This window comes from Nocardioides dokdonensis FR1436 (assembly GCF_001653335.1).
Classification (GTDB): Bacteria; Actinomycetota; Actinomycetes; order Propionibacteriales; family Nocardioidaceae; genus Nocardioides; species Nocardioides dokdonensis.
Window position 1 is genome coordinate 4,302,501 of sequence record NZ_CP015079.1, and the last position, 12,781, is coordinate 4,315,281.

General features: G+C 69.3%; 10 protein-coding genes and 2 pseudogenes. 7 read left to right on the forward strand and 5 right to left on the reverse strand.

The features are described from left to right. Positions 1-208 precede the first annotated feature (208 nt). The 3 genes and pseudogenes from resB to I601_RS20245 all read left to right on the forward strand — a co-directional run bounded on the left by resB (position 209) and on the right by I601_RS20245 (position 3,157). Entirely contained in the window at positions 209-1,783 is a 1,575-nt protein-coding gene (gene resB, locus I601_RS20235) for a cytochrome c biogenesis protein ResB (RefSeq protein WP_237089495.1), read from the forward strand. A gap of 348 nt (positions 1,784-2,131) precedes the next feature. Then, positions 2,132-2,797 (forward strand): annotated as a pseudogene (ccsB, locus tag I601_RS20240) (c-type cytochrome biogenesis protein CcsB); the annotation flags it as partial. A 72-nt stretch (positions 2,798-2,869) separates the two neighbouring features. After that, the gene (locus tag I601_RS20245; protein ID WP_068113854.1) at positions 2,870-3,157 is read left to right on the forward strand and encodes a hypothetical protein; all 288 of its coding nucleotides are present in this window, start codon (positions 2,870-2,872) and stop codon (positions 3,155-3,157) included. Positions 3,158-3,209: 52 nt separating this feature from the next. Here I601_RS20245 and I601_RS20250 read toward each other — a convergent pair whose 3' ends face one another. Then, the gene (locus tag I601_RS20250; RefSeq protein ID WP_068113856.1) at positions 3,210-4,142 is read right to left on the reverse strand and encodes a cation diffusion facilitator family transporter; all 933 of its coding nucleotides are present in this window, start codon (positions 4,140-4,142) and stop codon (positions 3,210-3,212) included. 75 nt (positions 4,143-4,217) lie between these two features. On the opposite strand from I601_RS20250, the gene I601_RS20255 reads away from it, so the two are divergent. Continuing rightward, positions 4,218-5,039, forward strand: coding sequence for a copper resistance CopC family protein (locus I601_RS20255; RefSeq protein ID WP_068113858.1), 822 nt, complete (start codon positions 4,218-4,220; stop codon positions 5,037-5,039). Further along, positions 5,036-7,156: a bifunctional copper resistance protein CopD/cytochrome c oxidase assembly protein gene (locus tag I601_RS20260; protein ID WP_084527900.1), complete on the forward strand. Its 2,121-nt coding sequence runs from the start codon at positions 5,036-5,038 to the stop codon at positions 7,154-7,156. Before I601_RS20255 ends, I601_RS20260 begins: the two co-directional genes overlap by 4 nt. Positions 7,157-7,237: 81 nt before the next feature. Here I601_RS20260 and lnt read toward each other — a convergent pair. Further along, positions 7,238-8,758: pseudogene (gene lnt / locus I601_RS21810) on the reverse strand (apolipoprotein N-acyltransferase); the annotation flags it as partial. A gap of 125 nt (positions 8,759-8,883) precedes the next feature. Here lnt and I601_RS20265 point away from each other — a divergent pair. Both I601_RS20265 and I601_RS20270 read left to right on the forward strand, forming a co-directional pair. Then, positions 8,884-9,267 carry a BlaI/MecI/CopY family transcriptional regulator gene (locus I601_RS20265; protein WP_237089497.1) on the forward strand — a complete coding sequence of 128 codons (384 nt, stop codon included), beginning with the start codon at positions 8,884-8,886 and terminating at the stop codon, positions 9,265-9,267. A gap of 4 nt (positions 9,268-9,271) precedes the next feature. Beyond that, complete coding sequence (locus I601_RS20270; protein ID WP_068113868.1) at positions 9,272-10,231, forward strand: M56 family metallopeptidase; 960 nt, start codon at positions 9,272-9,274, stop codon at positions 10,229-10,231. Positions 10,232-10,281: 50 nt separating this feature from the next. Here the strand turns inward: I601_RS20270 and I601_RS20275 are convergent, their stop codons facing one another. The 3 genes from I601_RS20275 to I601_RS20285 all read right to left on the reverse strand — a co-directional run bounded on the left by I601_RS20275 (position 10,282) and on the right by I601_RS20285 (position 12,748). Beyond that, positions 10,282-10,821, reverse strand: a complete 540-nt coding sequence (locus I601_RS20275; protein WP_068113871.1) for a DUF3152 domain-containing protein — start codon at positions 10,819-10,821, stop codon at positions 10,282-10,284. A 392-nt stretch (positions 10,822-11,213) separates the two neighbouring features. Continuing rightward, the gene (locus I601_RS20280; RefSeq protein ID WP_169834729.1) at positions 11,214-11,681 is read right to left on the reverse strand and encodes a TlpA family protein disulfide reductase; all 468 of its coding nucleotides are present in this window, start codon (positions 11,679-11,681) and stop codon (positions 11,214-11,216) included. Between the two features lie 287 nt (positions 11,682-11,968). Beyond that, a complete protein-coding gene (locus tag I601_RS20285; RefSeq protein ID WP_068113874.1) occupies positions 11,969-12,748 on the reverse strand; it encodes a cytochrome c biogenesis CcdA family protein in 780 nt (259 codons plus the stop codon). Between the last annotated feature and the right edge of the window lie 33 nt (positions 12,749-12,781).

A 12,781-nucleotide genomic window follows, 5' to 3' on the forward strand; every position in this document is an offset into this window, starting at 1 on the left:
AGGGTTCTCCAGCCCGTCCGTCTATGGGTAAGAAAGAGGGCAGGCCGCTGCGGCAGCAAGCGCAACGTGTGTCTACTATTGCGTCTAGTAGATGGTGTTCCGACGAGACGCGGTAGGGGTGGTGGTGACGACGGACGTGGCGGACCGGGGCGCCCGGCCATTGCCCTCGTGGGGATGGGGTCGGTGGGCTTGGCGTGAGCTGACCTCGATGCGTACCGCCGTGGTTCTGCTCGCGCTCCTCGCATTCGCGGCGATTCCGGGATCGGTGCTGCCGCAACGCAACGTGGCCACCGATCCGGCGGCGGTGCCGCAGTTCATGGCCGAGCACCCGAGGATCTCGCCATGGCTGGACCGGCTGGGGCTGTTCGAGGTCTACGCCTCACCCTGGTTCGCCGCCACGTACGGACTGCTGCTGGTCTCGATGACCGGCTGCGTCCTCCCGCGCTGCGTGCGGCTGTGGCGGGAGGCGCGGGCCGAGCCACCGAAGGCGCCACCGCGGCTGGACCGGTTCGAACACCACCGCGAAACCTCGCTCGACGCGCCGACCGACGTCGTGGTCGCACAGGCCGCGGCTACCCTGCGCGGCCGCGGCTATCGCGTCGTCGTCGACAGCGAGCCCGACACTCCTGAGGGCACAGGGTCAACTGAGACAGCGCCTGGCCAGTCCGAGGTACGAGTGGAGGTTCGCGCTGAGAAGGGCTATGTGCGGGAGATCGGGAACCTGGCCTTCCACCTCTCGCTGCTGGTCCTGCTGGTCGGCGTGGCCGGCGGGAAGCTGTTCGGCTTCGAAGGCCGAGTCGCGCTCGCTGAGGGCGACACCTTCACGAACGTGGCCTCCTCCTACGACGCGTTCACACCGGCATCGCTAGCCGACGTCGACGGGCTGACCCCCTTCTCGATGACCTTGGAGGAACTCGAAACGGCCTTCGCGCCGACTGGGCCACGAACAGGCGAACCCCGGAAGTTCGACGCACAGGTCACCTACCGCACCGAGGGCGGCTCGGAAGCCTCCGCCAACATCGCGCCGAACCAGCCGCTGGACGTCAACGGCACTAAGCTGTTCCTCAGCGGTCACGGGTACGCCCCCAGGGTGACAGTCCGCGACGGCAAGGACGAGACCGTGTTCTCCGGGCCGGTCATCTTCCTTCCCTCCGACGGCGCACTGACCAGCGACGGCGTCATCAAGGTGCCGAACGCGGAACCGACCCAGCTGGGTTTCGAAGGTCTGTTCCTGCCCACCGGCACGCCGATGGGCGGCGATGTCTCGCAGTTCCCCGGACTGCTCGCACCCCGTCTGGACCTGGTGGCCTACTCCGGCGACCTCAGCATGGACACCGGAGTTCCGCAGTCGGTGTACAGCCTCGACAAGACCAGCCTGACCGAAATCGAGAGTCAGAGCCTGCGGATCGGCGAGACCATGCAGTTGCCCGACGGCGCCGGGTCGGTCACCTTCGACGGCGTCGCCCGGTTCGGCAACTTCCAGGTCGCCTACGACCCCGGCAAGGAGATCGCCCCGGCCGCAGCTGTCCTCCTGCTGATCGGTCTCACCGTCTCCCTCACCGTCCGCCGCCGACGGGTCTGGGTCCGCGTCACCCAAAGCCCCGACAAGGAGGGCATCCAGGTCGAGACCGCCACGCGGTCCCTCACCCGCAGATCCGCACCGAGCGAGGACACAGACAACCTCATGCGGACCCTGAACCGCCTCGCCCCCAACCTCACCCCCGACCTTGACCCCGACCTCGATCCCGACCTCGATCCCGAGGCCGTGAGGAGTCCCTCGTGAACATCGCCGCACTCTCCGACAACCTAGTGGCCCTCGCCATCGGCATCTAAGCGGTGGCCTTCACGGTGTACGCCGCCGATCTGGCCAAGGCCCGCACTGGCGCCCGGTTCGGCGCCCGAACTCGCTCCACCACACCCGCCGCGGTGACCGGGTCGGCGAATCCCGTCGACTCCCCCGTCGCCGTAGACCCAGATGGGCCGCCCGAGGACGTGGCGGCCCCCGACGTGAACTCGTTGCTCGACCGCAGCGACCGCAGCGACCTCAGCCGGACCGCGCTGATAGCGGGGCGACTTCTCACCATCGCCTGCGGCGTGAACATCGCGGCCGTGGTAGCACGAGGGGCGGGCGCCGTGGGGAAACATGTACGAATTCGCCATGGTCGGCGCCGCTGCCATCGCCACCGCCTTCGTCGTCGGATCGCGGCGCCACCGGATTGAGGGTCTCGGGATCGGAGTTGCCGGACTGGTCCTAGTGTGCCTCGGGCTCGCCGTCACCGTTCTCTACACGCCGGTTGATGCGCTGATCCCCGTGCTCAACTCCTACTGGATGGTCATCCATGTGGCTGCGGCCATCGTCGCCGGCGGCGTGTTCACCATCGCCGCCCTCGCCTCGGGAGCGTTCCTGATCCAGCGGCGCCGCGAACGCGCCAACGACTCCACATCGGGCATTGACGCAACCAGCCGCGGGACTGGTACTGGGTTGAGGTCGGAGACGCTGGAGCGAGTCTCCTACGGGCTGATCGTGTTCGCCTTCCCGATCTGGACCTTCGCCGTCATCGCGGGCGCGGTATGGGCCGAGGCCGCCTGGGGCCGCTACTGGGGCTGGGACCCCAAAGAGACGTGGGCGTTCATCACCTGGGTGTTCTACGCCGCCTACCTCCACGCCCAGTCCACGGCCGGATGGCGCGGAACCCGCGCAGCATGGTTCAGCCTCCTCGGCTACGCGGCGTTCCTGTTCAACTTCGTCGGGGTCAACATGTGGATCTCCGGCCTGCACTCCTACGCCGGAGTGTGACCCGGTCGTGACCGGACCGCCGCTGTCAGCGGCACCTCGTGATCAGATGCGCCATGGTGACAGAGGGCAGCCATGAGCTGGTGGGGGATCATCGCCATATTCGTCGGCATCCCCGTCGCCGTCTGCGTGGGTGTCGGGACACTGGTGTTCTGGTTGACCGAGAACCGGGTGCCCGACGGACTCGCCGCTGCCCGCGAGCAGGACTCATCCTCCGCGACAGCGGCAGCCCAGAACGAACCCGGGGATCAGCCTGAAGCCACGCCCCAAGATCGGTCTGCAGATCCGCCCGCCGAGCATGGCCCCATCGTCGATCCCGAGGGCGATGGAGAGTGCGGCGGGATGTACGGCGACACGCACTGAGACACCAGTCGACCCGCGGCCCTCGCCCGCAGCCATCAACTGATGCGCGCAGCTACCAGGTCACTTCGTCGCAGTTGGCGGTGCGCTTCTCCTCGACCTGCAAGGTGGCGTGCTCGATGAGGTAGTCATTCCGCAGGATCGTCTGTGCGGCCACCAATGCGGGTTGCCCTTGAGTGTTGTCGTGGAGGACCAGATGGGCGGTGGCCACATTCATCCCCGAGGTGAGGGTCCAGGCGTGCAGGTCGTGCACGTCCTTCACTCCGGGCACCGAGGCCAAGGAGTCCGCGACCGCGTCGATGTCCAGGCCAGCGGGCGCGTGCTGCCCGAGCACCGCGAGGACCTGGCGGCCGAGCATGACCGCGCGCACCGCCACGAAGGCGCCGATCGCGAACGCGACAGCGGTGTCCCAGTACCCCTCGCCGGTGGCGGCGACGAGACCGGCTGCGGCAAGAACCCCGATGCTACCGGCGGTGTCGGCGACGACCTCCAGGTAGGCGCCCTTGACGTTGAGCGAGTCCTTCGCTCCGGCGCGCAGCAGGACCAGTGCGGCCAGGTTCACCAGGAGGCCGAGAAGGCCGACGATTAGCATGGCGCCGGTGTCAACCTCGGGGTTGGTGCCCATACGACCAATCGCCTCGATGACGACGTAGGCGGCGACGCCGAGCATCAGCAGAACGGCGAGCCCGGAGGCGAAAACCTCGGCTCGGTAGGAGCCGTAGGTGCGGCGGCCGGTGTCGTCGGTGCGGGTGGCGATCTTGGTCGCCACGAGCGCGGCCCCCAGGGCGACGACGTCGGCGGCCATATGGCCAGCGTCGGAGATCAACGCGAGGGAGCCGCTGATGATGCCCGCGACAAGCTCGACGACGAAGAACATTGAAATGAGTCCGAAGGAGACCGCTAGCCGCCACCGGTACCGCGCGCCCGCGTGTCCCGTGAGCTGGCCCCCATCCTGAGGTCCATGCCCATGCCCGTGACCGACACCCATCCCGATGTCCCCTCCTAGTCGACCGCTGTCTACGATGGAGCATAGTAGTTGTCCGTGAACGGCTGGAGAATCCCCTTGACCGTCAAGCCCGTGCACCCGAGCCTTGCCCTGCTACGTGCCTTGCTGGTTTCGATGGTCGCATCGGTCCTCGTCTTCACCATGCCCGCCCCACCCGCAGCGGCCCACACCGACCTGGTCGGCTCGGACCCCGCCGCCGACTCGACGCTGCGCGAGCCCCCGGACCGGGTGACGCTGCGGTTCAACGAGCCGATGGAGCCACGGCTCTCGAAAGTCGCCCTCACCATGCCAGGCCAGGACGCGGCGGAGCTGCCCGTGACGGCGGGCTCGGAACTGACCAACCTGGTGGCCGACATCCCCGGCGAAGGCATGGCTGGCGCATGGGAGGTCGCCTACCGGGTCACGTCCACCGACGGACACCCCGTCCAAGGGACGCTGTCGTTCACCGTGCGCCCTCCTGCGAACGCTGCCACCGAGGACCCCGAAGACACAGAGGGCAACGCATCAAGTGACGACCCCGCCGATGCCCGAGGGTCGGAAGAGAACGCGTCCTCTGAGCCGGCCGATGGTGCGGCTTCAGGGGGTGGCAAGCAGACCAGCGACGCGCGAGAGGACGATGGCGCGGGATCGTGGCGACTTGTGGCGCCCGTGCTCCTTGGCGGCTTTCTGCTCCTGCTCGCCGCACTGCTCTTGGTGATCCGGTTCACCCGGGTGGCACCGGTCGAGTCGATCGACGGCACGGCTGCCGAGACCACCAACGGAGGGGCTGACGCAGATGCCGGCCACGGGGTGGCCGGCACGGGGACGGACGCCGACACATCCGATGCCAACTCCGAGGCAGACGTATCAGAACCCGATCAGCCAGAACCTCGGCGATGACCAGCCCAATCGCGCCAAGTGACCGCGCGGTCACCGGCTCCCCGGTGACCGGCAGCGGGACTAGGCGCGCCGCCGGCCTGCTGGTGCTCACGGCTCTCGCGCCGGGTGTCGCGCTGGGGCTGCTGTTCCTCTCCGACGGCCTGGCGGCCACCAGCCTGCCGGGTCTGCCGGACTCGGGTGCCGTCACACGGTGGGGCCTGCCGGTAGTGCAGGCGGTGCGGGATGCCAGCGCGACGGTCGCGGTCGGGGTCGTGGTGCTCGCGGCCACCTGCCTGCCCACCGCCCCTGGATCCAGCGACGGGTCCGGTGGTGGGTTGCGCCGCGTGTCGTCGACGCAGCGGCTGCTGCTCAAGGTCGGTGCCGTGACCGCGATGGCATGGGCATGGAGCACCCTGGCGATGCTCATCTTCGTCTACGCCGACGCCTCCGGTGAGCCCGTCGGCGGCGAGGGGTTCTGGTCCCAGACGTGGTTCTTCGCCACCAGCTACGACCCTGGCCGCTATCTGCTCACCGGCGCCGCTCTGGCGGCCCTGCTCGCCACCGCCTGCCTGATGATTCGACGTCCCGAGGGGATGGGGTTCGCGGCGCTGGTGGCGTTGGCCGGAGTGTGGCCCATGGCACTCGGCGGACATGCGACCGGGTCACTGGATCACAACCGCCTGGTGGAGTTGCAGCTGTTCCACCTAGTCGGCGTGACCGTGTGGACCGTTGGCCTGGTCGGCCTACTGGTGGTGCGCCGACACCTGGGCGACAACCTCGGACCCGTCGTGCGCCGCTACTCCCGGCTCGCGGGCTGGTGCCTGCTGCTGGTCGCGCTCTCCGGAGTCTCCGGTGCCGCCCTGCGCCTACCCGGCGCATCGGCACTGACCACCAGCTACGGAGCCATGCTCGCCGTCAAGGTCACGGTGCTGAGCGCGGTCGCCGCTCTCGGCTGGTGGCAGCGGACCCGCATCGTGCGGCGCATCGAGTGCGGCGCCTCGAGTGCGTTCGCCCGGCTTGCGTTCTACGAGGTCGTCCTGCTGCTGACCGGCGCCGGTGCCGGGGTCGCGCTGAGCCGCACCAACACACCGGCCCCCGAGACCGACCCGTCCCTCAGCAACGCACAGGCCCTCCTCGGCACCGACCTGCCCCCCGAGCTCGGCATCGGTGAGTGGTTCACCCAATGGAAGCCCGACCTGATCTGGCTCACGGTCGCCTTGGCCATGACCGCCTGGTACCTGAGTGCGGTGCTCCGGCTCCGGGCGCGGGGTGACGGATGGCCACTGCTGCGCACCATCGCTTGGCTGCTCGGCTGGCTGCTCGTCGTGTGGGCCACCAGCGGCTCCCCGGGGGTCTACGGACGGGTGCTGTTCAGCATGCACATGGTCCAGCACATGACCATCGCGACCGCCGCACCCACGTTCCTGGTCCTCGGCGCACCGATCACACTCGCGCTACGGGCACTGCCCCGCCGTACCGACGGCTCCCTAGGTCCCAGAGAGTGGCTCCAAGAGGCACTTCGATCGTTCCTGGCCCACCTCCTGACCCTCCCGGTAGTAACGGCCGGGATGTTTGTAGTGAGCCTGGCCGTCTTCTACTACAGCGGCCTGTTCGAACTGTCGCTGGAGTCTCACACCATGCACGTGGCCATGGTGGCCCACTTCCTCCTTACCGGCTTCCTACTGGCGAACTGCCTGGTCGGCATCGACCCGGGAATCCACCGACCTATGTTCCCGCTCCGTGTGGTGCTGTTAATGGTGACGTTCGGCTTTCATGCACTCTTCTCGGTCTCGCTCATGTCCTCGGACCAAGTGCTCGCGCTGGACTGGTTCTCAGCTCTCCAGCGGCCCTGGGGAGCCTCCCTACTCGACGATCAGCAATTCGGCGCATCACTGGGATGGGCGTTGGGTGACTACCCGCTCGCGATCCTCGCCGGAGCCCTCATCGTCCGATGGGTCGCCTCCGACCGGCGCGAGCGACGTCGGTTCGACCGCTCCGAGGCCCGCACCGGAGGGCAGGTAATGGCCGACTACAACGCCTACCTCAGCCGCCTTGGGAAGCTCGACGGATCGCTCGAACCGAGTCGGGACCCTGCCCCTCCCCCGGCGCCGGAGTCCACGGGCGAACGCCAGGAGTAGCCCCACCACCGCGACCGCGGGAATGGTCGCCGACCGCATCGACTGGGAACGCACCGCTGGCGTCACCCGGTCGGCGAGCTCAACCTCGGCAACGAGCGTCGCGGTCTCCTCCCCTGTTGCACGTTGGGTCACTTCGCCGTCGCCGGCGATGACCCCGGAGACACCGTTGGTCGAGGCCACCACGACCGTCCGCCCCAGCTCAACTGCCCGAGCCCGAGTGATCTCGAACTGCTGCTCGGGCTGGCTGGTTCCGGTGAAGGTGGCGTTGCTGGTCTGCACCACCACGATCTGTCCACCGCGAGCGACCTGGCCGGGAAGGACGTCGTCGTAGGCGACGTCGAAGCAGATCGCGTCCACCACCAGTAACCCGTCCACCGACAGTGGTCCCTCGCCTTGGCCGGGGAGCATGTCACGTGGGATGCGGTCGAACCGCGAGGACCAGCCGCCGATCACCGACCGCCACGGAATGTGCTCCCCGAAGGGCACCGGATGCGTCTTCGTGTACACCCCGCCCTCGCCGACCTTGGGTCCGCTGTCGGGTCTCCAGAGCAGTCCGCGGTTGTAGGCCGTCTCAGCGGTCGGGCCATCGAAGATCCCCCCGACCAGCACGGGAACGCCGACGGCGGCCACGGCCTCCTCGATGCCCTCGCGCGCAACCGGGTCACGGACCGGATCGACGGCAGTCGCGTTCTCCGGCCACACCACCAACGCGAGCGACTCCCGCTGCTCGGAGGTGAGGCTGTCGGCGAGCGCCGTGGTCGCCTCCACATGGTTGCGGGTGACCGCCCGGTGATGGCCAGCCAGATCCCGGCCATCACCGGGCACGCCGCCTTGGACCGCGGCCACCATGGTCGTCGCGGCCGCCGGCACCCGGTAGGGCCAAGTCGCCCCTGCGAGAACGGCCGCGCAAACCCCCGCCAACATCCCGGCGGCCGCTGCGCGACGCCGCGAGGTGCGGCGCAGGAAGACGCTGCAGGCGTGGGCAAATGCGAAGCCTCCGGTCGCGATGAGGAGCCCGGTCCCGGTGACCCCGGCGTAGGGAAGAAGCGGCTGCCACGGGGTGTCGATGGCGGTGAACCCGAGCCGCCCCCACGGCATACCTCCCAGCGGCCAGCCGCTGCGCAACGACTCGACACCGATCCACACCGCCCCGGCCCACACCGGCCCGGCCGGGAGCGACGCCACCGCGCGCACCCCGACGCTGGCCACGGCGACACTCACCGCCAGGGCACCGGAAAGGCCCAGCCAGGCCGCCCAACCGATCGAGTCCTCCAACCACCACAACAGCACGAGCATGAAGGCCAGACCGAAGCACAGCCCGGACAGGGCCGCGAACCTCAGCGGTGCGCGGGCCACGCCGGCCCACAGCAGCGCCATCGCGACCGGTGCGAGCCAGCCCGCGCCCACCGGTTCGAAGCACAGCGCGGCCACCAGTCCACCTCCGGCGGCACCGACCGCGTTGACAAGGCTGCTGTGCCGGCCGATCGTGCTGCCCCCGCCGAGCACGCCGCTGAGGCTGTGTCGGTCTCCTGGAGGCCCGGTGCGGGTCGCGGCGCGGGGAACCACGGCCCGGCCGCGAGGTGCGGGAGAGTTGGAGGACATGGGACCCTGAGGACGGAACTGGAGCCAACAAGAGCAGCAACGAGACGCGACGAACCCATCGGACTACGATGCAGCATAGTAGACAGTCGGGTTGGGTGCGGGGGTGTGGAGGTCGGATGAGGCAGATGGGACAACTCGAGGCAGCAGTCATGCACCGGCTGTGGGACTGGGATCGTCCAGCCTCGGTGCGCGAGGTCGTCGACGATCTCCAGCGGGAGCGCAAGATCGCCTACACCACGGTGATGACCGTGCTCGACAACCTGCACCGCAAGGGACTGGTGCACCGGCACAAGCAGGGCCGTGCCTATGTGTACACCGCGGTCATGTCCCAGGAGGACCACACCGCGAGCATGCTCGAAGACGTCCTCGCTCAGACCCCCGACCGTGGCGCCGCCCTGCTCAACTTCGTCGAGCAGCTCTCCTCAGAAGAACAGGTCCAAGTTCGCACCGCCCTGGCCAAGTTCGGCAAGCACGGCAGGCAGCCCCGCGATCCAGGCGACAAGGAGTGAGCGTGTGCTTGCCCCCGCCGTCCTCCTCGTCTTCGTCGCATTAGCCGCCGCCCTCGGCCCGCGGCTTCTTCTCGGCGCCGCCTGGGTGCAGCGAGCTCCCGGCTGGGGCATCCTGGCCTGGCAGGCGCTGACGGTCTCGGTCGTCGCCGCGATCGCGCTCGTCGGCCTCACCCTCGCCGCACCGCTCACACCCCTCGCTGAGTTCATCGCCCGGCTGTGCCGCACCACCCCGGCCGAGGTCATCGAGCACTACCAGACCCCAGCAGGCATCTGGGTCGCCTACCTCGCCGCTCTGGCCGCAGCGGGGCTCGCCATCCGGATGCTGTGGCTGACCACCTCGACCGTGGTCAACGCCGCCCGCGGCCGCAGCACCCAGCTGAACCTGCTGCGCGTACTCGGCACCGAGCACCCCGACGGGTTCGTGATCGTCAAGCACCCCAAGCCACTGGTCTACTGCCTCCCAGGACTGCGCAAACGGGTCGTGGTCACCAGCGCCGCCCTCGAGATGCTGGACACACACGAGCTGGAACTCGTGCTGGCCCACGAGCGGTCACACCTGCGGTCCCGCCACGACCTAGCCCTCGCGCTTGCCGACGTGCTGCGCCGCGCGCTAGGCCCTCTGGCGGTCTTCCGAGTAGCACACGAGCAGGTGTCCACCCTGATCGAGATGCAGGCCGACGACGCCGCACACGACCGCCACGGGCTCGCGCGCGCCCTGGTGACACTCGGCTCCGGCCTCGCCGCCGACGGCGTGCCCGAGCCCGGACTCGGCGCCGGCAACGTGGCCGCAGTGGCCCGGGTGGAGCGGCTCGCGGCCGCCTCGGGACCGTGGAAGCCATGGAAGCGACGCCAGAGCCTCGCGGTCTTCCTGGGCACCGCCACCCTGCTGGCGACGCCAGTCGCGCTGGCGATGTCCCCGCTAGTCGAGATGGTCATCACTGGCTGCACCACGATCCTCGGCTGAGCCACCAGCCGACTGGTCGCTCCGTCCTGGCCGGGCGTGCGTCGTGGCACTCAGCCGGCGCTCGGCCAAGGGTTACGACGACAGCCGTCCAGCCCGTAGGTCTGTTGCTGCATCACCGGCGCCCGCTCCCCCGGTCCGGGACACTCGGCATGGGCGTACCCGATGGCGTGCCCGACCTCGTGATTGACCAGGTAGGTGCGGTACATCGGCACCGCATCCTGGTAGTCGTCGGTGCCGAAGGCCCACCGCCGGGCGTTGAGCACGACCAGGTCCCCGTTGCGGCAGGAGACCTCCCCATTCGTCTTCAGCGGCGCACAGAGCTCATCGGTGGTTGCCGGTGTGGCGAGCAGAATCCGCAGCTCACCAGCATCGGCGGTCTGGTGGAACGAGCGGCCGGCCACGGTCGGCCAGCCACGGTCATCGTCCAGGATGCCGTCGATCGTCCGCGCAGTCACCGTCGGGGCGAACGGGAGACCTTCCTCGATCTCCACCGTGTAGGTCAGGTCCCCGGCTCCGGCAGCGTGGTCGGCGGTGCTGCTTGGGGGCGCGGTCACGACGAACTCACCGGACCCGGCGGCCGGGATCCTCACCTCTGCCCTGCCTCATCGCGTCGCGTGTGGACCTCGATCCGGCCGGCGCGCGGCCGGTGCGGTCCCGCCCTGGCCCGTCCCTCGCCCGCATCTCCGGTCGGGACGCGGGCGGCGGCCCTGGCGACGGAGCCGGTTCCGCGGCTGACTCCTCGAGCGTGGGCGACGCATCTGGTGGAGGTGTTCTTGCCGCCGTGGGCTGCGGCCGCCCGAGCCCGCTACTGACCGCCGCAGTTGTACCACCCAGCACCATTGCCACCAGCGCCGAGACGACGATGACACGTCGAGCCGACCCGGTACGGCGGTGCCTGCCCGACCTATGCCTCCCGGACCGGCTGCTGTCGAAACGGTTCCCCTTGGATCGGGCACCGCTGGGCCGGCGCCCCGCGGCGGCTCTAGTCCTGCGCATCCGTCTCGGCCAGCACGGGCTCGATCAAGGCACGTAGCGTGCTCGCAGTCACCGGCCCCACCACACGGGCCGCGACCCGGCCTTCGGGGTCGACGACCAGCGTGGTCGGCACCGCCGCGGCGGCCAGGGCTCCCTGGAAGGCGAGCATCGGCTGGCTCGAATCGGCGGAGACGATGCTGTCGTAGGGCACGTCGTGATCGCGCTCGAAGGCACGCGCGGCCGCGTCGTTGTCGCGCACGTTGATGCCAACGAACTGCACTTGGCCGGTGAACTCCTCCGCGACCTCGACCAGCTCGGGTGCCTCGGCCACGCAGGGCACGCACCACGACCCCCACACGTTGTAGACCGCGACCTGGCCGGCCAGATCGCCGGAATCGAACCGATCCCCGCTGAGTGTCCGTGCCTGGAACGGCTCGCCCTCGATCCGGTCGTCAGGCTCGAACTCCTCGACCACCGACCCGTCGGCGGACCGTGCCCGCGGGTCACCACCGTCTGAACGGCTGGCGATCAGCCACGCAACCAGGCCAACCACGGCGAGGACGACCAGCAGGGACAGGATCCGCGTCCCCGGGGTCCGAGACGGGGACGGCGCCCCAGATGAACCGGGTGAACTCGGCGGACCAGGTGTGCTGGGTCTGCTGACCATTGCCTCGCCTTCCATCCCTTCCTGTCCCTTCTGCCAACCGGGGCCGGTCCCGCGGTATTCGATCCGTTCTGCCCGTATCGCAGTCGTGGGTGTAACTAGATGGGGGGTTGCCAGCCGGCAATCAGGGCCTGCATCGCGGCCATCCACTCCGACCACACCCCGGTCAACTGGAGGACCCCCAAAACGATCAGAAACCCGCCGCCGGCACGCGCGATCGCCCTAGCGTGGAGCCGGGCCCACGCCAACCGCCGCATCGCGCCACTGACCGAGAACGCCGCCAGCAGGAACGGCAGACCCAACCCGACGCTGTAGGCGAACGCCAGGACCGCGCCACGACCCGCCGTCGCAGAGCTCGTCGCCAACGTGAGCACCGCAGCCAACGCGGGGCCGATACAGGGAGTCCACCCCACCCCGAACACCACACCCAGCAGCGGCGCGCCGGCCAGCCCGACCCGCGGACGGTACCGCAGCCGCACCGTTCGTCCCAGGAGCGGAACCCGGGCGCCTGCGAGCGCGAACACCAGCCCGAACAGCACCGTCAGCGCCCCCGAGAACCGGATGATGTCCTCCTGGTGGCGCACCAGCTGGGAACCCAACGCACCGAACAACGCGCCGTAACTGGTGAACACCGCCGCGAACCCGAGCACGAACAACCCCGCACCCGCGATCGTGCGACCGCGTGCCGTCGGCGCATGACCTTGGAGCTCGCGCACGACCGTCGACTCCTGGCCCGACACCCCGGCCACATAGGACAGGTAGCCCGGCAACAGCGGCAGCGAGCAAGGGGAGAAGAAGGACACCACCCCAGCGGCGACGGCGACCACGGCCGCCAACAGGAGGGAGCCGGAGAGAACGGTGTCCTGCAGCCCGTTCACGCGACAACCCCCACCCCGACGACGTTCATGCTA

Excerpts from the sequence above, each read along its gene's own strand:
- I601_RS20250 (WP_068113856.1), bottom strand. The coding sequence starts at position 4,142 with ATGGGTGTCGGTCACGGGCATGGGCATGGACCTCAGGATGGGGGCCAG.
- I601_RS20265 (WP_237089497.1), top strand. The coding sequence starts at position 8,884 with ATGGGACAACTCGAGGCAGCAGTCATGCACCGGCTGTGGGACTGGGAT.
- resB (WP_237089495.1), top strand. The coding sequence starts at position 209 with ATGCGTACCGCCGTGGTTCTGCTCGCGCTCCTCGCATTCGCGGCGATT.
- I601_RS20260 (WP_084527900.1), top strand. The coding sequence starts at position 5,036 with ATGACCAGCCCAATCGCGCCAAGTGACCGCGCGGTCACCGGCTCCCCG.
- I601_RS20245 (WP_068113854.1), top strand. The coding sequence starts at position 2,870 with ATGAGCTGGTGGGGGATCATCGCCATATTCGTCGGCATCCCCGTCGCC.